The sequence below is a fragment of the Trichocoleus sp. DQ-A2 genome (assembly GCF_039961915.1).
Classification (GTDB): domain Bacteria; phylum Cyanobacteriota; class Cyanobacteriia; order Cyanobacteriales; family FACHB-T130; genus FACHB-T130.
In genome coordinates this window covers 18727-38969 of the sequence record NZ_JAMPKD010000005.1, presented here as the reverse complement: position 1 = coordinate 38969, position 20243 = coordinate 18727, and the positions used below count along the sequence as shown (strand labels likewise).

22 protein-coding genes are annotated in these 20243 nt (G+C 46.9%); 16 read left to right on the top strand and 6 right to left on the bottom strand.

Annotated features, from left to right (window positions below; all coding sequences use genetic code 11):
• Positions 1-101: 101 nt before the first annotated feature.
• Complete coding sequence (locus NC997_RS05895; protein ID WP_347276166.1) at positions 102-563, bottom strand: DUF2127 domain-containing protein; 462 nt, start codon at positions 561-563, stop codon at positions 102-104.
• A 375-nt stretch (positions 564-938) separates the two neighbouring features.
• Here NC997_RS05895 and NC997_RS05890 point away from each other — a divergent pair, with 375 nt between their 5' ends.
• From NC997_RS05890 to NC997_RS05860, 7 genes are all read left to right on the top strand, one after another.
• Positions 939-2207, top strand: coding sequence for an HhoA/HhoB/HtrA family serine endopeptidase (locus NC997_RS05890; RefSeq protein WP_190530062.1), 1269 nt, complete (start codon positions 939-941; stop codon positions 2205-2207).
• 298 nt (positions 2208-2505) lie between these two features.
• Positions 2506-2841 (top strand): hypothetical protein, encoded by a 336-nt coding sequence (locus NC997_RS05885; protein ID WP_190530060.1) that lies wholly within the window; start codon positions 2506-2508, stop codon positions 2839-2841.
• Between the two features lie 130 nt (positions 2842-2971).
• Positions 2972-3340, top strand: coding sequence for a YtxH domain-containing protein (locus NC997_RS05880; protein ID WP_190438532.1), 369 nt, complete (start codon positions 2972-2974; stop codon positions 3338-3340).
• Positions 3337-3855: a DUF948 domain-containing protein gene (locus NC997_RS05875; protein WP_190429729.1), complete on the top strand. Its 519-nt coding sequence runs from the start codon at positions 3337-3339 to the stop codon at positions 3853-3855. The genes NC997_RS05880 and NC997_RS05875 overlap by 4 nt, the downstream gene beginning before the upstream one ends.
• A gap of 26 nt (positions 3856-3881) precedes the next feature.
• Positions 3882-4529 carry a rhomboid family intramembrane serine protease gene (locus NC997_RS05870; RefSeq protein WP_190413016.1) on the top strand — a complete coding sequence of 216 codons (648 nt, stop codon included), beginning with the start codon at positions 3882-3884 and terminating at the stop codon, positions 4527-4529.
• A 271-nt stretch (positions 4530-4800) separates the two neighbouring features.
• On the top strand, positions 4801-5604 hold the full coding sequence (locus NC997_RS05865) for a TPM domain-containing protein (RefSeq protein ID WP_190413017.1): 804 nt from the start codon (positions 4801-4803) through the stop codon (positions 5602-5604).
• Between the two features lie 303 nt (positions 5605-5907).
• Positions 5908-6537 (top strand): precorrin-8X methylmutase, encoded by a 630-nt coding sequence (locus NC997_RS05860; RefSeq protein ID WP_190413018.1) that lies wholly within the window; start codon positions 5908-5910, stop codon positions 6535-6537.
• Between the two features lie 41 nt (positions 6538-6578).
• Here the strand turns inward: NC997_RS05860 and NC997_RS05855 are convergent, their stop codons facing one another.
• Both NC997_RS05855 and dapB read right to left on the bottom strand, forming a co-directional pair.
• Positions 6579-7283 carry a phosphate ABC transporter permease gene (locus NC997_RS05855; protein ID WP_190413019.1) on the bottom strand — a complete coding sequence of 235 codons (705 nt, stop codon included), beginning with the start codon at positions 7281-7283 and terminating at the stop codon, positions 6579-6581.
• Between the two features lie 83 nt (positions 7284-7366).
• Positions 7367-8197 carry a 4-hydroxy-tetrahydrodipicolinate reductase gene (gene dapB, locus NC997_RS05850; RefSeq protein ID WP_190413020.1) on the bottom strand — a complete coding sequence of 277 codons (831 nt, stop codon included), beginning with the start codon at positions 8195-8197 and terminating at the stop codon, positions 7367-7369.
• A gap of 275 nt (positions 8198-8472) precedes the next feature.
• On the opposite strand from dapB, the gene NC997_RS05845 reads away from it, so the two are divergent.
• Positions 8473-8769, top strand: coding sequence for a hypothetical protein (locus NC997_RS05845; RefSeq protein ID WP_190530058.1), 297 nt, complete (start codon positions 8473-8475; stop codon positions 8767-8769).
• 62 nt (positions 8770-8831) lie between these two features.
• On the opposite strand, the gene NC997_RS05840 is transcribed toward NC997_RS05845, so the two are convergent.
• Positions 8832-9326: a DUF427 domain-containing protein gene (locus tag NC997_RS05840; protein WP_190429582.1), complete on the bottom strand. Its 495-nt coding sequence runs from the start codon at positions 9324-9326 to the stop codon at positions 8832-8834.
• A gap of 498 nt (positions 9327-9824) precedes the next feature.
• Here NC997_RS05840 and NC997_RS05835 point away from each other — a divergent pair, with 498 nt between their 5' ends.
• The 5 genes from NC997_RS05835 (at position 9825) to NC997_RS05815 (ending at position 14545) form a co-directional block, all read left to right on the top strand.
• Positions 9825-10850 (top strand): sodium:calcium antiporter, encoded by a 1026-nt coding sequence (locus tag NC997_RS05835; protein ID WP_190530056.1) that lies wholly within the window; start codon positions 9825-9827, stop codon positions 10848-10850.
• Positions 10851-11035: 185 nt separating this feature from the next.
• A complete protein-coding gene (locus tag NC997_RS05830) occupies positions 11036-11818 on the top strand; it encodes an ion transporter (RefSeq protein WP_190429584.1) in 783 nt (260 codons plus the stop codon).
• A gap of 262 nt (positions 11819-12080) precedes the next feature.
• On the top strand, positions 12081-13115 hold the full coding sequence (locus NC997_RS05825; RefSeq protein ID WP_190530054.1) for a TIGR04222 domain-containing membrane protein: 1035 nt from the start codon (positions 12081-12083) through the stop codon (positions 13113-13115).
• Between the two features lie 6 nt (positions 13116-13121).
• Complete coding sequence (locus NC997_RS05820) at positions 13122-13955, top strand: DUF692 domain-containing protein (protein WP_190530052.1); 834 nt, start codon at positions 13122-13124, stop codon at positions 13953-13955.
• Positions 13946-14545 carry a hypothetical protein gene (locus NC997_RS05815; RefSeq protein WP_190530050.1) on the top strand — a complete coding sequence of 200 codons (600 nt, stop codon included), beginning with the start codon at positions 13946-13948 and terminating at the stop codon, positions 14543-14545. The genes NC997_RS05820 and NC997_RS05815 overlap by 10 nt, the downstream gene beginning before the upstream one ends.
• A 146-nt stretch (positions 14546-14691) precedes the next feature.
• On the opposite strand, the gene NC997_RS05810 is transcribed toward NC997_RS05815, so the two are convergent.
• A complete protein-coding gene (locus NC997_RS05810; RefSeq protein ID WP_190530047.1) occupies positions 14692-15537 on the bottom strand; it encodes a prephenate/arogenate dehydrogenase in 846 nt (281 codons plus the stop codon).
• A gap of 643 nt (positions 15538-16180) precedes the next feature.
• Between NC997_RS05810 and NC997_RS05805 the strand changes: the two genes are divergently transcribed.
• Positions 16181-17761, top strand: a complete 1581-nt coding sequence (locus tag NC997_RS05805; protein WP_190429586.1) for a pentapeptide repeat-containing protein — start codon at positions 16181-16183, stop codon at positions 17759-17761.
• A 98-nt stretch (positions 17762-17859) separates the two neighbouring features.
• A complete protein-coding gene (locus NC997_RS05800) occupies positions 17860-19488 on the top strand; it encodes an ATP-dependent DNA helicase (RefSeq protein ID WP_190530045.1) in 1629 nt (542 codons plus the stop codon).
• Here NC997_RS05800 and NC997_RS05795 read toward each other — a convergent pair.
• Entirely contained in the window at positions 19472-19612 is a 141-nt protein-coding gene (locus tag NC997_RS05795) for a hypothetical protein (RefSeq protein ID WP_348257766.1), read from the bottom strand. The genes NC997_RS05800 and NC997_RS05795 overlap by 17 nt on opposite strands.
• On the opposite strand from NC997_RS05795, the gene NC997_RS05790 reads away from it, so the two are divergent.
• A complete protein-coding gene (locus tag NC997_RS05790; RefSeq protein WP_190413707.1) occupies positions 19611-19826 on the top strand; it encodes a DUF2839 domain-containing protein in 216 nt (71 codons plus the stop codon). The two genes, NC997_RS05795 and NC997_RS05790, sit on opposite strands and share 2 nt — an antisense overlap.
• The last annotated feature ends 417 nt before the right edge of the window (positions 19827-20243 follow it).

Genomic DNA, 20243 nt, shown 5'->3' with positions numbered 1-20243 from the left:
CAGGGGTCAGCTAAATTAAGTCAAGTAACTTTTAATCAAAAATATCCAATCTGGGATTTTAAAGTTAGCGATCGCTGTCTGCTCAAGCCGGGTTTCAATTTTTACTGCGATTGCCCATCATCGCGGGTAGAGAGTGAATGACGCAACAAATACCAAAACACAGCTAAATTTACCAAAAAAACTGCTAGCTTTAGTAGCGATATTCTGCGGAATAGCTCAAAAATTTCAGGTGGAATACTAATCCCTACCAGTACCAAAACTAATATTTTTGCCCAACCTTTTTGATACCAAAGACCGATTCCCTCAATCGCAGTTAAAATCGCGTAGAGTCCAACAGCTATGCTGGTAAACTGCAAAGTTTTAGGGTTAAAATTTAAAATCTTGTCCAGAGTCCATTTAATAATGTCTAATTTACCTTCTAAAGCACAAGATTCTGAAAAATCAACCAAAAGCTGGTGTTCTTTGACTGTTAATCCTAAAGCGATCGCAATCACCGCAAGCAGTAAAGCACTGAAGATTTTGTAAATAACGATTGCCACTAAACCCGCTGGGCGCTTAGTAATATTTTTCACATGAATTACCCGTGATTTTGGTGAATGAGTCAGCCGCTTCTGGAACACCCGAACAATTAGGCACTCGCTTACGTTTGATCGTATGCGGGCGAGTGGGGCAAAGCTGCTCCTTTGAGAGGTATTCCAAAAAGTAGATATCTCCTCTCCAGCCCCAAGAATTTTCATTAGAGTGCAACATCAACGTCACAAGCACGTCACATGAGATGTCTAAATTAAGAGATGTAGAGATGTTAAACAAAGCATCTATACAGGCAAATTTACATAGCGTTTTCACGCGGACGCACTTGGTAAACCAGCGGATAACAGAGCTGTCTTCACCAGAGCCAAGCGTACAGAATTTTAACTTCCTTGTCGCAGGTGTCAACAATGAAAAGCAAACAGCAAGATAGCGATTATAATTCCAGGCAACCCAACCAGAAAGGATTTGACGCTTCGGCACCTAAACCCTGGCAAAAGGCAGCCACCTATGTATCGCTGGTGCTGCTGGGAGCTGGTGTCACCTTCTCAGGCGGCTATCTGGGGTCAAATACCCTGCTGTCCTCCAAGGAGTCTACTTCTAAAGTGTCTCTAACCCCAGGAGTTGCGGTTGCTCAGGCACAACTACCACTTAGCACAGACACTAACTTTGTTACAGAAGTTGTGGACAAGGTGGGACCAGCAGTGGTGCGGATTAATTCTTCCCGCACGGTGACACAACAACTCCCTGACGCTTTCAATGACCCCCTCTTCCGCAGGTTCTTTGGCGCTGAGTTGCCGACTGGCCCACAAGAGCGAGTCGAACGGGGTACGGGATCGGGCTTTATTATCAATACGGATGGTCAAATTCTCACCAATGCCCATGTAGTCGCTGGTGCCGACACTGTAAACGTCATTCTCAAGGATGGGCGCACCTTTACAGGTAAGGTGATGGGTACAGATCCGGTAACAGATGTCGCCATCGTTAAAATTCAGGCGGATAATCTGCCGACGGTGCGTTTGGGTGATTCAGATCGGCTGAGACCTGGGGAATGGGCGATCGCTATCGGCAACCCCTTGGGTCTAGATAATACCGTCACAACAGGGATTATTAGTGCCACTGGACGCTCTAGCTCTCAAGTTGGCGTTCCCGATAAGCGGGTAAACTTTATCCAAACAGATGCCGCGATTAATCCGGGTAACTCAGGCGGGCCACTGCTGAACGCCAAAGGTGAAGTGGTTGGGATGAATACAGCGATTATCCGGGGTGCCCAAGGATTAGGCTTTGCGATTCCTATCAATACCGCTCAACGCATTGGCAATCAGCTGGCGACGACTGGCAACGTGCAACATCCTTATCTGGGCATCCAGATGGTGAAACTCACGCCTGAAGTCAAACAGCAAATCAATGAAGATTCCAACAGTCGCGTGAATATCAATGCGGATCGAGGCATTCTTGTCGTCAGAGTCATGCGAAACTCCCCTGCTGCCAATGCAGGGTTACGCACGGGAGATGTTATCCAAAAAATCAACGGTCAATTGGTCACAGACACAGACACAGTACAACAGCAAGTAGAAAGGAGCCAAGTGGGCAGTAGTTTACAGATGGAGGTGCTTCGGAATGGGCAAACGATTAACCTACCTGTAACCACTGCGGCTCTCCCGACCCAGAACGAGTAGTCTGTTAACAGCTTTCTCAATCAGTCAATAAGACAAGGTTTTTGAGGATGGGTATTTCGCCCATCTTTTTTGTATGTATTATCAGATTCCATAGGGGCATGGTGCAAATACGCCCCTAGATCGGGAATGGGAGGTTAATAAATTCACGATCTTTCAAGTCTCCTCAACTCAGAAAATTATCCAACCCTAAGCACTACCTACTAGCAAGGTAGCTGAGGGGTTGATGAAGCAGGAAATGAACGCTCAAAAAGCGGTAGATGAGTCAAACTAGAGAGGCTGGGTGCTTTCAGGATGAGAGATGGTGACAATTGTTGTGGTTTTCAATGTGCTGCTCTCGTTGATGCTGTTGTATGTTGCCTGGAAACTCCGAAAACTGCGATCGCGTCTGGCAAAAATTACAAAGATTGTACTCGCGGCCGAACGGAATACTTATAAAGTGTTACGCGGTGCCCCCAAAACTCTTTCTAAAGGTCAGCTTGGGGTTAATCGGCTCACAGAGCGATATCAGCAACTCGATCCTCAACTACAACGGGTGCAAAAAATTTTGGCATTGTTCGGTTTGGGACAAAAACTGTGGCTGCGGAATAAGCCAAAGTCGATAGGAATAACGCAGCGCTTCTGGCGCAGAAGTTGAAACTACCCAAACCACTGCTGTTAAGATAAGGGCGATTTTCTTTTTCCAAAGGTACTCGTATTGCTGCCTGTACCAACGACGGATGAAGGAAAACTGCCTAAAATTGGAATTAAGACATAGAGACTAGAAAATGTCAAACAACCGTGCTGGATCATTTATTGGTGGTCTGCTGCTAGGCAGCGCTCTTGGAACCATTACCGGATTATTGGTTGCCCCTCGTACAGGTCGAGACACGCGGCGGCTGTTAAAAAAATCTGCCGATGCCCTACCAGAATTAGCCGAAGACCTATCGACCAGCGTGCAACTGCAAGCTGACCGCCTCTCAGAATCAGCACTGCGAAACTGGGATGAAACGCTTTTGAGATTAAAACAGGCGATCGCTGCTGGAATTGAAGCATCGGCACGCGAACAAGAAGCACTCAAACAAATCACGGATGAAGAAGTCCAGGCTGATGCACGCCCCCTTGTAACCACAGACGATAGGCGATTGCAAGAGTGACTGAACCCTTATTTTGGTTAGGATTGTCGGTTTTACTGGTGGCGGTTAGCTTAGCTGCCGTCTTAGTATCGCTGCTGCCAGCGGTACAAGAATTAGCGCGGGCAGCTCGCAGTGTAGAAAAGTTAGCAGATACGCTAAACCGAGAAATGCCCCCCACACTAGAATCAATTCGCCTGACGGGTTTGGAAATTAGTGACTTGACAGATGATGTCAATGAAGGCGTCAAGAGCGCTAGTCAAGTCGTTAAACAAGTCGATCAAAGCATTAGCGGTGCTAAGAAGCAGGCTCAAAACGTGCAAGTTGGCACCCGCAGCGTCTTTGCCGGTGTGAAAGCTGCTTGGAAAACTTTCAAGCGTCCTACGGGAGGGCGTAGGTCAATCGAGCGTTTGCCACCAGGGCAAAGAAATGGTTTTGAGCCTCGTGGATACGGTGATTCTTATCAAGACACTGAAAATGCCTCCACTTCTCATAAAAATTATCAGGAGTGGGAGTCGTCAGACTCAGAAGATTATTAATACAGATGCCGTTGAGAATACCAGCTATGAGAAAGAATCAGGGAAACTCAGAACCGACCGATTCTGCAACTGACTTGCTACTAGAGGATCGTTCATCAAACCGCAGACGAAACACCCAATACAACGGTGTTTTTGCCCTGATTTTGATCAACCTAGTTATCTTTATTGCTGACCATATTCTCAGCCTCAATCTTCAAGGTTTATATCTCAATCATGCCCGCCCAGCCTTTTATCAGTTCTTCACGGCGATGTTTTGTCATGCCAGCTGGGCGCACTTGTCGGGAAATCTATTTTTTCTTTATATCTTTGGTCGCCTAGTTGAGGAAGAGGAAGGGATCTTCGGGGTGGTCGCTTCCTACATCATCTGCGGACTGGGCGCTAGTCTGATGAGTTGGCTTTTCCAGCATGGGCCAATCTATTCTTTAGGGGCTTCGGGAGCCGTCTTTGGCTTATTCGCGGTCAGCGTGTTGATTAAGTTGAGCTGGAATTGGCGCAAAGTCTTGGAAGTTCTGATTTTGGGTCAGTTTGTGATTGAGCGAGTGTTCTTTGAATTTCAACAAACTGGGATTCAAGACGGGGTAGACCATTTTGCTCACTTAGGAGGCGCTGTTGTAGGAGTAGCGCTGATTATGGGTTTGATGCGGCTTGACCCCACCCGGTTTCGGAAAACTTAGTTAGTGCAGTAGACATCGCAGTAGACATCGCACCAGAGCAGCACAAGAGTCAGGGGTGATTCCATGCAACATCAAAGCTGGCATGGAATCACCCCTTTTTTCTCTTCCCTCTCCCCTTTTCCCTCAGCCCTCAGTCCTTATCCTTAGTCCTTTTCCCTCTCCCCTCCTGAATAGATACCCCTAGAGACTCCTTGTATTAAAATATGGTAAACAAGTGTAAAGAAATATTAGTTTACCTAACCCATTCGCTTTTAAAGAAACCGAACTGCCAATGAAGCCTCTTCCTAAACAACGAATTGTGGCATCTTTAGTCGCATTTTTCCTGGCTTTGTCCATTTGGGCGATCGCTCCCGTTGCTCACGCCTATAACAATCCCGACTTACTGCCGGAGACTCCTACCCCAATCATTGACTTAGCCAAAGCCTTGACAAATATTCAGGAAGAGGGATTGGTCAAAAACATAGAGAGTTTTGAAGCAGAAACAGGTTGGAAGCTGCGGGTATTAACTCAATACGACCGCACCCCTGGTCTTGCCTTAAAAGATTATTGGAGCTTGGATAATAAAAGCGTGTTGCTGGTTGCCGACCAACGCGGCGGTAATATTCTCAATTTTAATGTAGGCGATGACGCTTATAAACTCATGCCCCGAACCTTCTGGATTGAGTTGCAAACGCGCTTCGGCAATCTCTACTTCGTGCGCGAAAATGGCGAAGACCAAGCCATCATTCAATCATTAGAAACCATTCAAACCTGTCTGCGTCAGGGCGGTTGCCGGGTTGTACCCGGACTGCCCAGAGAACAGTGGATTCTCACTCTAATTACCTCCATTGTGGGCGGAATTATCTGCGGCTTTGCCGCTGTACCCCGCAAAGAGGGACAAATTTTTGCATGGCAGTGGGCTTTGATATTCTCTCCCTTGTGGGGAATTCTATTCATTGCTTTTGGTCTCGGCCCCGTTGTTACTCGCACCTCGGAGTGGTTGCCCCTGTTTCGCAACTTCGCCGGTTTTTTCATCGGTGCTTTAGTCGCTTACCTATCACCAATGATCGTTCAGTCTTCGGCTCCGGAAACTTGAAAAAATCCGTCAGTGGCTAGAATATTTCCAGGCTTTGCCAGAGAATGAGGGCAAGAGGCAAGAGGCATCTCCTCACACCTCTTGCCCGGAAAAAGCTGATATCGCAATCCTATTTGATTTGTCAGATATTTTTTAACGAATTGCTAAACATACCTGCATACAGCAAGAAGATTTCATAACATCTTTCTATCTTCTTTCTCTTCCTTTATTTCTTTGTCGTTTAATAACACTCTTTTGGTTTTCTAAAATCATTTCGGACTGCTAGCTGGTAAGCTGATAGCTAAAAGCTGAAAGCGAATCGCTATGGAATGGCACGTAACGGATGCCCAAAGTTTGGCAATCATTGACCGAGAAATTGGCGACCACATCTTCTCACCAGCGGAATTTGAGATTGTGCGTCGCGTCATTTACGCAACCGCTGACTTTGAATATCGGTCTTTAATTCGCTTTTCTGAGAGGGCACTCCAAGCTGGCGCAGCCGCTTTGGCAGCTCGTAGCACCATTGTGGTAGATGTACCAATGGTACAAGTCGGCATTAGCCCCACGATCCAAAGTACTTTTGCTAATCCGGTGTATTGCAGTATGGAAGCCTTGACGCGGCCTCAAAAAGACAAAAGCCGCGCTGCCTGGGGAATTGAAACCCTCGCTAGACGCTATCCAGAAGGAATTTTTGTGGTAGGTCAGGCTCAGACGGCTCTCATTTCCCTGGTCGAGCTAATTGAGGCAGAAGAAATTCGACCAGCATTGGTGATTGGCACGCCTTCGGGATTTGTGGATGTGGATGTTGCCAAGGAACGGCTGAATGATTCGCTAGTTTCTCATATCCGAATTGATGGACGTAAAGGTAGTGCGGTGGTAGCAGCGGCGATTGTCAATGGTTTAGTTGACTTAGCATGGCAAGCTTATGGGCAGGATACGAATGGTGTCGGCTAAGGGCAGGGAGGCGGGGCATTAGCCATTAGCCGGTTCTCGATTCAAGGGCGACGCGATCGCCTACGCTTAGGAGTACGGTCTTCAGGATAGGAAACATCGTCATTGTCTCCTAACTGACGGCTGACATCCTCAAAAAAGTCTCGCCGCAGATAAGGATAGTCACTCACCCAGAGATTCTGACTGGGAATATAAATGTCTGTCACCTTGGCAATCCGACCCAAGTCTTTTTGATTGGACAGCACGACCATCTCAGCAACTTGACCGGGTTTAACTGCTTTATGGATGCGGCGAAGCGGTACTTGCATCTGGGTCGTAAATCCGGTTTCATCCCCAACTTCGATGTTCAACCGACGCTCTCGATTTTCAACAATCACTAGTTGCCCGCGATTGTTGACGGTTTGCTCTTCGCCAATTAACTCTTCAGAAACAAAGATATCCACGACTTCACCCCGCCAGAATCCACTGTAGGCGTAGCGGCGATAAGAAGCATTCCGGAGACTCGCCCAATAGACGGGTGCCCACAACCAGTAAAGACCCGCAATGATTCCCAGAAAAAAGGTGATCGCGCTCAGATCCTCGCCCAGCAAAAACTTGCCGACGAGTAAAACCACCACCACAGCTACTACAGAAATTAGCAATCGCTTTAAAAAGTCTGGGAACTTGCCCCAGCAGTACGCATACTGCGGGCCAGTGGCAATCTGGGGAATCAAGTCTTCAAATTTCTTGCGCGTTAATGGGACTAACATATTGTTCAAAAGCGAATTGCTAATTGAAGGATGGCTAATTGTTTAAGAGCAATCCTTCGCTCCTTCGATTAGGGATTAGCCACTTATAGTATCTTTTCTAACCCATAGACTAGGGATTTGAGCTGGATAACTTTGCGGATGGCGAGAAGAACACCAGGCATATAGCAAGACCTATCTGAAGTATCGTGGCGTAGGGTATAAATTTGACCCGGTGCCCCAAACATCACTTCTTGGTGAGCGATGAGACCGGGTAAGCGAACGCTGTGGATGCGAATCCCCTCATCGGCTTGGCTACCTCTAGCACCGGGTAGTTTTTCAGTTTCTTTTACCGTCGGTGGATTGTAGGTTTTACCCAGTTCGCCTAACATCTGGGCAGTTTGAAGGGCGGTACCGCTAGGAGCGTCGGCTTTTTGGTTGTGGTGTAACTCGATAATTTCAACGTGGTCAAAGTATTGGGACGCCTGGACAGCTGCCTGCTGTAGTAACACCATGCCAATGGAAAAGTTGGGGATAATCAGGGCACCCGTGCTGGCTTTGTCGGCAAATTCAGCAAGCTCTTGGATTTGCTGCGGGCTAAGTCCAGTTGTGCCAACGACAGGTCGGATGCCGTAAGCGATCGCAGTCCGCACATTTTCATAAACTGAGTCAGGATGAGTAAAATCAACCATAACGCCCTGTTGTTTTTCCTGGGTCGCTAGCACCAGCATCCCTTGTAAGTCACTGACAATGGGAACTTCCAAGGGTTCGCAACCCGCCACTTCTCCAACGTCTTGACCCTGGTATTCCAAAGAGCGATCGATTGCCCCCAGCAAAGTCATATCGTCTGCTTGAGCAACGGCTTTGACGACTTCGCGACCCATTTTTCCAGCCGCACCGTTGACGACAACGGGAATCGGATACTGTTGATTTGCCATGATTTAAGAATACCCTTCTCGACAAGCGCATTCTAGACCAAGAAGGGCTTCCCACGATAACTGAATTATGCCATCGCGTGCAAGAAGATATTCTTTGTAATTTCTCTTTCTGTCTCAAACACTGTTCGCTAGAACGGCTGAGGATATACCAGTGGCTTTCTCTAGCTTTAAGTCATAAAACTTATTGAAACTAATTTTCAATAAGCTATACTCCAAAGTAGAACATCTTTCTGTTTAAAAGTTTCAAATTTAGTTTATTCAGCGGTTATAAAACAATGCCATTCCCTAACAATTCGGCTACTTACGATCTAAGAAGTTTTGGCAATAAAGCTGATGCCACCTCCGCAAAAATAGAGAACAGATTGGATGAGGCTGACGCCGCCTCTGTCGATTCGCCACTCTTCTGTAACCTCGACAAAAACGGGTCAGCAGAGGATTCCACTCTTAATAATCAAAACCTCCCGCTTACGGAGAGTAGCGTCCCGAAGTATTTTGAAGATGAAGACCCGGAACGCACGCCAGAACGATGGTGGAAGAGACGGCAATGCCAGGGATTGACCGGATTTTCTTAAATGAGTTCTAGGCAGAGTAGGGGTGTACATCTTGTACATCTGGTGTACACCCCTGGAAAATACTACCAGCCCCAGGTTCCTGGCTCACCTTTGAACGGGCCAACAATATCGCTGGTGATCCAACCGCCGTAGAAACCTCCAGGTTGCGGCTGCACTTGTTCTCCATCGACCGAACAAACATCCATCATCTGGGGATAGAAAGCGAGATAGTTCTTGATGCTGGCGAAGTTTGGTGTGGGATTGGGATAACCCCAAGCGGCATTCGGTGCCTGTTTGTCACTGACAACGACTGTGTAGTAGAAAGCGCCTCCCTTCCATTCACAAAACGATTCCTGAAGAGTTCGCACTAGATATTCCATTTTGATATCTAGGGGAGGAATGTAGTAGACAGGCGGGTGACTGGTTTCTAGTACGCGCTTTGCCCGCTGAGTATCAACAATTGTGACGCCGTTGAAGACGATCTGGATGTGCTTGGATGATTCCTCAAGACGCGGGGGACGAGGGTAATCCCAGACTGACTCTTGACCGGGTCCGGGTGCAATGCGATCGCGTTTCATGCTGGCTTCTTCTGTTGTAAAATCACACTCGCTATTTTAGATGTGCCGCGCTGTCGCTTTGCTGATTGTTGTAGCTAGCGCTAAGAAACGCGCGAAGCCGTGTATAGGAGCATACAAAAAGAGCGATCGCTCTACGAGAAATTTTTGCTGAATCTGACTTCTAGTACAGGCACCTGAAAAGCTGTGCAAGGAATAATGAAGCTTAGGGAGCCATTCTCAGGGTGCTTACTTTGACAATAACTACCAGACAAAAGCGGTGGATATACCAATACAGTTTGGGTTAGATACCCAAAAACCCAAAACTCTAGGGGAGGTATCCCTAAACACAATACGGTCTGCTTTTCCGGATCGGGAGATCCTGCAACCCTCTGGAAAACATTGCTATAAGCCAATTTCCCTCCTTTGCAAAAGGGTGGAGAAATTTTCCCCTTAGAAACTCTGCTTGGGGCAATCAAATATTTTGCATTGAAAAAATTAACCGAACCATAGTAGGTGGATGTGTTTGATTCCTTAACCCTGAGTATTAGTGTTTTTTTTATCGCTGCTGCGGTGATTGCCGTTATAGGAACGATGATGGCAAGCACAGCGGATCGTCTAGCGGATGAAACGGGTCTTGGAGAAGCACTGATGGGTGCCTTGTTCCTCGGCGGTAGCACCTCATTAGCAGGCATTGTTACCTCTGTCACCGCCGCCGCCGGAGGTCACGCCGAACTTGCCATCAGTAGTGCTTTAGGAGGGATTGCTGCCCAAACAGCATTTCTCAGCATTGCCGATCTTGCCTATGGGAAAGCCAACCTGACACACGCAGCTGCCTCCGTGCCAAATCTGATGCAGGCAACACTTCTGGTTGCTTTATTAGCAATTCCTCTGATGGCAATGTCTGGGCCAGATGTCAGTTTTTTTGGAATTCATCCCGCCTCGTTCCTTATCCCAGCCGCTTATATCTTTGGCTTACGTTTGGCGGCAGAGGCTCAAACTACGCCCATGTGGTGGCCTCGGCGGACTGCGGAAACGCAAGTTGACGAACCGGAGGCAGATAATTCCGAGGGTACTAAATTGACTGTGTTGTGGTTAAGGTTCGCTTTGCTGGCGGGGCTGCTTGCCAGTGCCGGTTATTTTGTGGCGGAAGCTGGAATCTCGATCTCTATGCACAGCGGTCTTTCTGAAACGATGGTAGGAGGGCTTTTTACCGCTTTGTCAACTGCCCTACCGGAACTGGTAACAACCATCGCGGCGGTGCGACGAGGGGCGCTGACGCTTGCGGTGAGTGGCGTTATCGGGGGAAATAGCTTCGATGTGATGCTGGTGGCGTTCTCTGACTTTGCTTATCGGCAGGGTTCGATTTATCATGCTTTGGCACAGCCTCAGATTTTTGCGATCGCGTTGACGATCCTGATGACCGTCATTCTAGTTTTGGGCTTGTTGCGGCGGGAAACACATGGAATTGGAAATATTAGCTTCGAGAGTTTTTTAATTCTACTCCTATACTTAAGTGGGTTTTCGCTGCTGTTTTTTGGGAGTTGAGCAACTATCACTGAGGTTTGCTTTGTTAAAAAAGAAACAAAAACTTTGAGTTATTCAAAATAATTAATTCAAAATTCAAACGTGATTTATCGCTCTATCTTTAAAGATTTTTACCGATTATCGATTACCCGACTTTCTCCTGTTTGATATCAAGCTGCCACTTTTCGTTTTGTGATTTTATCTAGATGCGGCAAAAAATTGCTTTTTATTTAGAAGACATTGAAACACCAACAGGAAAAGCGTTCAACTTCCTAATTACAGGAATGATTTTGCTGTCTTCAGCAATTTTTGTTATCGAAACCTATCCACTCCCAAATTACGTCCGAATTAATCTTAATACTATAGACTATGCAATTTTCCTACTTTTTGCATGGGAATATTTGCTTCGTTTATGGTGTGCAGACAATAAAGTTCAACATATATTAAGTGTTTATTCAATTATAGATTTAGTAGCAATATTGCCATTTTTATTAGGAGTGGTAGATATCAGCTTTATCCGGGTATTTCGATGGTTTAGGATTTTGCGATTTCTTCGATTCATAGAAGGTAAAAGATTATTTGGTCGCACCATCAATGAAGATGGAGAGATTTCAGCTCGAATATTATTTACTTTATTAGCAATCATATTTGTTTATTCCGGCTTGATTTATCAAGTTGAGCATCCAGTAAATCCTCAAGTATTCGCTACTTTTTTGGATGCTGTATATTTCTCTATTGTCACAATGACAACAGTTGGATTTGGCGATGTAACACCAATTTCACAAGGAGGTCGCTTGATGACAGTCTTAATGATTTTGACCGGAATTGCTCTGATTCCTTGGCAATTGGGCGACTTGATCAAGCGATTGGTTAAAACAGCTAATCAGGTACAAACCCTTTGCCCTACTTGCGGTTTATCATCCCATGATACAGATGCTCGGTTTTGCAAAATTTGCGGAGCAAAGTTGGAAAAACTAACAGGTAGCTAGTAGCGAAGGAAAGCGATCGCGCGTTTTACCTATTCCTTACAAGCTACGGGACTGCATCAGGGAAAAGGTTAGCCGAATAGCAGTAGAAGATGTAGCGGTGAAGAATCAGGATGATAGCTACGGTGGCGGGTGAGATTTTTATCTGTTAACTTAGCGAAGTCAAGTGTTAGGCCCTCGCCCAATCTTTTAGCACAAGGCTGCAACCATTGAAACACTCAATGTCGCTGCTTTTGAGCCATCACCAAAACAAGGAGGACTGCCAATGGATATGTTGCTGCACAACCCAATTGGGGATATGTATGGGCCGCATTTTCTATTGTTTTACGCCTGTGTTATCGTGACAACGTTGCTAGTATGTTGGCGGAGCGTGCAAGATCCAAGTACAAACCAATCTCTGCCGTTAATTCCTGCCGAACCCGACCCTTACGAAATTGCTTTTTTGCGCGGCGGAGAATTTGAACTAACGAAGCTAGTAGTCTTCGAGTTAATCCAGCGCGGTTACTTACAAGTTAACGGACAGTACCTTAAGCAAGCGTCAGAACATCCGGACTTGGGTCAATTGAAGCCGATAGAACGCGAAGTGTTTGATTGGTTCTCTTCTTCGCGAAAAGCAAGCGAAATGAAATACTCTTGGTCATTACCCGCTAGCTTGACACAGAAATATACAGTTTACGAACAGCATCTGCAAAATGAACAACTGCTGTATGCAGACGAGTGGAAAGCCTGGAATATAAATATTGGCTTAATCGGAGCTACGCTCATCTTTAGCTTAGGTAGCTATAAGCTTCTGGTAGCCTTAGCAAAAGGACGCCATAACGTGGGTTTTCTCATTATCATGGGCGTTTTCTCAATCATCATGCTGCTTTGGTTGATTAGCCAGCCGCCACGCTTGAGCGATCGCGGGCAAAGATATCTGAGACGACTTCAAGGAACCTTCGCTCAGCTAAAGCAGAAGGCAACAGCGAGTCTTCCTTATGAACTCAACTACAACTTGCTGGTAGCAGTTTTTGGCGTGGAGGCGCTTGCTAGAACTCCCTACTTCTACTATCAAGAAGCATTTCTTCCAGAATTGTCTAATTCTTCATCGGGTCGAGGCTCTAATAATAGGCATAATAGGCAAAAAATTTCATCCAGTAGCTCCAGTAGTAGTTCGTGTAATAGTTCCAGTGGTAGTTCGTGTAGTAGTTCGTGTAGTAGTTCTGGTGGTAGTTCGTGTAGTAGTTCGTGTAGTAGTTCTGGTGGTAGTTCCTGCGGCAGTAGTTGCGGTGGCGGATGTGGTGGGTGTGGAGGAGGATAGCCAGGAATGGTTTCTCATTTACCAACATTAGGCGTCGGACTGGGTTTTCGGGAACCGTTCCGCAGTGACTTGTTTTTGCATCGGCAAGCGGTTGACTTTCTGGAAATTGTTGCCGAACACTATCTGGATGTGCTGCCCTACAAGCAGCAAGAGTTAGAATTGCTGGCTGACCATTTCCCGTTAATTCCCCACGCGATTAATCTATCGCTAGGGAGTGCAGAAGGTTTAGACGCAGATTACTTACGCAAGCTGGCAGAACTCATTAAACGACTTAACCCGCCTTGGTGGAGCGAACACATCTGCTTTACGAAAGCAGGCGGAGTCGATATCGGGCATCTGTCGCCCCTGCCTTATACACACGAAGCGGTGGAAGTTCTTTGCCGCAATATTGCCCAAGTGCGTCGCTACATTGATGTGCCGCTGATTTTGGAGAACATCTCTTATCTATTGACAGTCCCCGGTGCGGAAATGACTGAAGCTCAGTTTCTCGCGGAAGTGTTAGAGCGTTCGGATTGTGGATTGCTGTTGGATGTGACGAATTTATATATCAATGCAGTTAACCATAACCATGACATCTATGCTTTTTTGGCGCAATTGCCCCTAGAGCGAGTCGTCCAGCTACATTTTGTCGGCGGACATTGGCATAACGGCATCCTCATCGACAGCCATTCCCACTCGACACATCCAGAAGTATGGACACTTATGGAAGAAGTTATTGCCCGAATTCCAGTCAAAGGAATTGTTTTAGAACGGGATGAAAATTTGCCTCCTTTTGCAGAACTCTCTGCCGAACTAGAGGGGGCACGCAAGATTGGCAGGCGTCATGGAAAATGGGATTAGCACAAACGCAGCAAATTTTAGCCAAGCTTTATACCAATACTCTATTAAGAGAGCGTTTCTTTGCCAATCCGCAAGCTGTTGGTGAGGAGTTCGGGCTGAGTTCCGATGAATCACAGCATCTTGCTAAATTGTCTGCTCAACAGGTTAATCTCTTCGCGAGTTCGCTGAAGCGCAAACGGCTAGGCGAAGTTCGCGAATTGCTACCTTTGACGCAGCGCGTTTTAGGTAGAAGCTTTGCCGAGTTGTTTTGGCGATATGCGGAAACCCATATACCGGGAGGAATTAAAAAACATTTAGAAGATGCGATCGCTTTCGCTACTTTTATCGAAAATAATGCTCAGTTAAAAGAGATCGAGCCGCCTTGGGTGGTGGACTTAGTCCGCTACGAAAAATCATGGCTTTTAGCCGCAGAACCTACTTTCCGCTTGACAATGTGCCGATTTCGTTATGCTATCGACAAGCTGGCGCGAATGACCCAACAGGAAGCCGAGCCGTTATTGTTGTTGCAGCCTACAATTGTTTTCTGGTTTCGTCTATCTGCGCGATCGCAATTACGACATATTGTGATTTCGTTGCCTCATTGGCAATAGGTCGATAGAGCAATCGCGCTAATAATTACACCTTTTGCAAAAATCTAATAGACGCTTTTGTAAAAGAGAGAAGAAATCAAATCTTTCTTTCTTCTTAGCAAGGGAAAAATTTGGGAATTGGTTACTTAAAGATTTTTGCAAGAAATCTATTCTGGATTCAAAAACTTCGGTCGTGTCTGCTGGTTGATAGAAAGTTTCTCCTGCAATGCGTTCCAGTCTTCTTGTTCAATTTGAGAAATAATTTGATCGAGTCCGGTTCGATATTGTTGAAGACTTCGCAGTAATTCCCCGCGATTGTACCGCGCCATCATCACGCCTAACTCGGGATTGCCTCCGCCTACGCGGCTGGTATCCCGGAAGCCAGAACTCGCCAATTGTTGCGCTAATTCTAGAACCGCGGGATCGGTTTCGTTGATACAGGCATTAATTAAACCAGCACTGACCATCACCGGCAAGTGAGAAATCCAAGCCACCGCGCGATCGTGGTCTTCGGGACGGCACTGATAGATTTTAGCTTTGAGCGATCGCGCAATTTCCTCGACAATATTCACGGCTGCTGGGGGAGTCGTCTTCACCGGCGTCAACACATAAGCTTTCCCAGCAAATAGCTGAGTCTGAGCTGCTTCCAGACCACTTTCTGCCGTCCCCGCCATCGGGTGGCCCCCCACGAAGTTCGTCCAAATCGGTTCTAGCGCTTCCACCACCGGCTTTTTGACCGAACCCACGTCTGTGATGATGGCGTTGGCAGACAAATGAGGAATCAGCTGCTGTACGGTTGGGGCGATCGCGCTAATGGGCGTACACACAAAAACTACATCGGCAGCTGCCAAGAGTGCCAGATCCACACTCGCATCATCCACAACCCCTCGCGCGATCGCATCAACACAGGTTTGCTCTCGACGCGCGATCCCCAAAACCTGATAGCCAGCCGCTCGTAAGTCCAAACCCAGCGAGCCGCCAATTAGCCCCAACCCTACAATCCCAATATTCATGGTTCTGTCTAATACTATTTCACCGTAAGATCGGCACAAATAACTTGCTGGAAATGGCTACTGGCTCAGACGCGATTGCCGCAAGTCTTCTACAGTTCAAAATCTCAAATCCAAAATCTAAAATGGTATAAGCTCCTAAATTTCCTCAAAATGAGGAAAACAAGAGCAATTTAGCTGTCTCCCCGAAACAAGGAGGGCTGGAGAGGGGTTCTCTCTGGGACTACTGTACCGATGTTCTAGCATGATGTTCTAGCATACAGTGCCAACTTACCCCACGATCCAATCAGCCGCTCGTTAGGCTTCTGTCAAAATGGCTGGACGACTATTTTCTTAAAGTAAAGCCCTTCCAAACAGATGAGGTAGGGAGCATAATAGATTTCTTCATTCATCCTTCATCACTCTGAGGATGCCCTCACTGAACTTACTTCTAAGATTTACAGAGGGGCACGCTAGATTAGTGCTTGTACAACTTTGTACAACTTTAGATAGATGCCGGGGAAAAATCCCGACTCAACGCAAGCAAAGCCAGGGTTCATCTGCTGCAAACTCACCCAGCCACTCAAAACGACAAATGAACCTCAAGGCTTGCTGGTAGCGCCCTCCTCCTAACCATAAAATGAGAATGCTGGCAAGGTGGCTCGAAATGAATGTCGATGAACTGATAGTAAGATACGCAGCCGGTGCGCGAAACTTCGCGGCAATTGACCTGAGTGAGGCAAACTTGAGTGGCATCAACCTCAGCGGCGCTAATTTGACAGGCGCTAATTTAAGCGTGGCGAATCTCAGCGGTGCCAATCTCGAAGCCGCTAACTTGACTCAAGCCAAACTTAATGTCGCGAGGCTCAGTGGAGCCAATCTTAGCAATGCCATCTTAAACCAGGCAAACTTCAACGTTGCTAACCTGATTCGAGCGGATATGGGGGGGGCGCAGCTCATTCAAGCCGTCTTGATTCGAGCCGAGCTAATTCGCGCCGATCTGAGTGGATGCAATCTCAAATCAGCGAACCTCAGCGGTGCTGATTTGCGTGAAGCCACTCTTAGAGAAGCCAATCTCAGTCGCGCCAGTTTGAATGAAGCCAACCTCCGGGGTGCCTTTTTGACGGGAGCCAACTTGGAGCAGGCAAACTTAAATGGCACCGACTTGAGCCGCACCGACTTGAGCGGTGCCAATTTCCGAGAGACAGAACTAAGACAAGCCAATCTCAGTCGCGCAAATCTCAGCGGAGCGGACTTAAGCGGCGCAAATCTGCGTTGGGCAGACTTAAGCGGTGCAAATCTGCGTTGGGCAGACTTAAGCGGTGCAAAATTAAGCGGAGCTAACTTAATCGGCGCAGACCTTAGCAATGCTAATTTACTCAATGCCAGCTTAGTTCACGCCGATCTTACCCAAGCTCGATTGATTAAAGCCGATTGGATTGGAGCTGACCTGACTGGGGCGATATTAACTGGGGCAAAACTGTATGCAGTCTCCCGTTTCGGCCTGAAAACTGAAGGAGTAACCTGCGAGTGGGTTGACTTGAGTCCGGATGGCGATCGCACGGAAATTTTTCGTCTTACCACTGAAGAATCAAAAAAGTTCTTCAATGAAACGCTGCCAACCGTCCGAATTATCGTAGATGCACCGTTAGATTTAGAAGCAAATTTAGCACTAGCCACTACTTATCATCACCTCTCTAAGCATTATCCGGGGATCGCTCATCCTCCCAGTTTGGAAGTCAGCGCTCGAAAAACAATTCTCACTTTCAGAATTGATAGCAACGATCAATTATTTCCCCTGGCTTACGTGGCTATTTTTCCCTTCAACGATGCAGTAGCAACTCAGAAAAATATCAGCGCTCTAGTGAACCTACTTCAATCTCAAAATCAATCATCACTAGGGCATAAAGATGCTCAGCGGGTCAAGCAATTAACTGCCTCCCTTAATAAAACAATCAATCAAGTCGGTAGTCTCGATATTTGCAAAATGGTGCCCGAACTGAAAAGAAAATTAAACTTCTTCCAGGCTCCAACCCAGACCGTGCTAAATAATTCTACGGATCAAACCTTGAATGTTTATCATCACCCAGTGTTTGGGAAACGGTTTATGAATCAAAGTCAATCTAATTCCAGCGGTTTGCCGAAAAACAACTCGGTGGAAGCGCAAAGCTTGATTCTCCCCCCAATAGGTACATTGATTGAATTTGTCAAGGAATTTGATTATTTAGAAAAATTACAGCAAAGTTGAACAAAGGGTCAGCAGGCAAAAGGCGAAAAAAAAGAGAAAATATGTAAAGCGATCTTTTTTACTTTTTGCTTTCCTAACTCTAAAGTCTCAAATCTAAAGTGATAGAGGTAGAAGTTCATTCCTCACTACGTGCATTCCTTCGCGAGCAGGAGAATCGTTCTTGGCCTCATCATCTGACAATGGCGAGGCTGGTGGCACGGGCTTTAAGATTAGGGCGTTCTGCCCTGATTCAGACTGGAGTTTCTTCGTACGGTACGGGGAAGTATCGCCTGAGTTACCTAGCACCAGCACTGCTATGGACGAAATCTGTCATCCTGGTGGCTCCAGAATCAGTTCAGCAACGCTTGCTAGAGGTGGAAATTCCTCAGATGCGACAGTGGATGGGGAGGGAAAAAGCCATCCTAACAGGCGATGCATGGCCTGACGCTGACTTTCAGGGACTGCTGTTAATCTCTCCAGAGGTTTGGTTAGCTGACCGCCTCAAAGGGCTAAATCGGATACCCTTTGGCATTCCGACTATTTTTGATGGTGCCGATGACTTGGAAGAGTGGGCACGCGACCAACTGACTGCTAGCTTGCGACCCAGCGATTGGGAAGAGTTGATGCTGGCCTTTCCCCGTAAGGTAAAGGCAATCCGGGATGCGCGGGTACAGCTAACAAAAGCTGTCTTCCAGCATCCAGCCAATCCTTACGAGTGCTATCTGATTTCACCTGCTGAGCAAGACATCTTGAGGCGTCTCTATGCGGTCTTAGAGAATGCGATAGGAGTTGAAGGCAGACAGAATCTTGTCGAAACAAGAACGATCCCGTCTGGAGAGCAGGGGAGTGGGAGAGGGGGAGAATTTCCCGCCTCGCCAAATTTACCCCCGGCTTGGAGAAATTTTTGGCATCGGTTGCAAGCAGAAGACCAACTCATGTGGGCAGAAATTGCTCGGAGTCAGGGCCAATTTTCTTTGTATTGCGGCCCCGTTGAGGTGGCAACTGCTTTAGAAAAAATTTGGCACCACGAGCCGGTGGTATTGATTGGTGCGGCACTGGATTTAGAGACAGAAGCGATCGCCTATCGTCAGCGGGTAGGATTGGGCAACCTAACGTGTCTCAAGTTTTCTCCAGACAGGCAGAACGAACTGATTCAGCTATATCTCCCCGATCGTCTCCCCATGCCAAATACGCCTCAATTTCAGGGAGTTCTGATTCAAGAAGTCCAGATGCTAGTTGAGACAATGGATCGGTCGCTGGGAGAAAATCCCGACATTCAAAGACTAGCGGTGATCCTGGTCGAGGACACGCCTTTAAAAGCCCAGGTGGCGTCTGTGATGGCGGCTGAGTTTGGCTCCCGCGTGCAAGTAGAAAAAACCAGTTTGTCAAACAATGGCATTCTGGTTACGGGATGGGAATTTTGGCGGCATTATCAGGAGGCGTTGCCTGCGCCCCAGTTGCTAGTGATGGCGACGTTGCCGATCCCCTCTCTAGAAAATCCCCTGGTAGCGGGTCGGGTTGCTCATTACAAGGAACAGCGTAAAGATTGGTTTCGCTTGTATTTGTTGCCCGTGGCTTTGAGTGAATTGCAGCGAGCGATCGCCCCCGTGCGAGAATGTCGGGGCGTCGTTGCTCTCCTCGATGGTCGCGTAAATAACCGCAGCTACGGCTCTCAGGTGCTGGAAGCACTGAGTCCTTTGGCTCGGATCAACTATTTGGACAGCAACTGGTTTACAAGCGATCGCTAGCTTCTCCCACACCCCTCAGCGATCGTCGCTTTGCCTCAATCTTGTAATTTAATGAATAATTCAGCGGCAACTTCCACGCCAGCGTTATGATAAGCAAATGTCTAAAGGCATCACCAAAAATCATGGGTGAATCCAAGCGTCGGAAAGAAGCACTCAAAGAGAAGTATGGTCAAGATACCTACATCCTTCCTTGGGTGCCGATTACCAAAACTCAGGCACAACAGTTTGTGAAAATCTCCGGTCAGGGGGCTTGGTACGGTATCGGTTTCCTGATCCTTTTTTGGATAACTATCCGCTTCATCGGACCTTCCTTTGGTTGGTGGCAGGTCGTCAACTAGACCTTCCTAAAAATCTGGTTGGGTGAAGTGCTTAGAGACAAAGTATTTGATAGATTTGTCTTGCCAACAGGTAAACCAAAGCTATCAGAGGCTTTGTCTCTAAATCTATAAGTAAGTTTCGCCCATAGGACTAGATTTAATTGATTATTCTTATCCTTAGCAAGCGATCCCCTTAAATGCAGCGATGATTCTGCCCCTGGCAACACTTTACTGCTAAGTCCGTCTTTAGTTAGAAGTAACCTTTAGCACTGCTGTTTAGGATGCAGGAGTATCATTCAAACTGTTATGGTTGATACTTGGCTTTTCTGAATAGTCAAGTTAACCTGGTGCAAATCAGGGAGCCGTCAAGTTCTAAATTTTCCTATGCTCCTCAATTAATTTACCGTCATGCCTGGGGAGCAAAATCTTAAGAAAGTA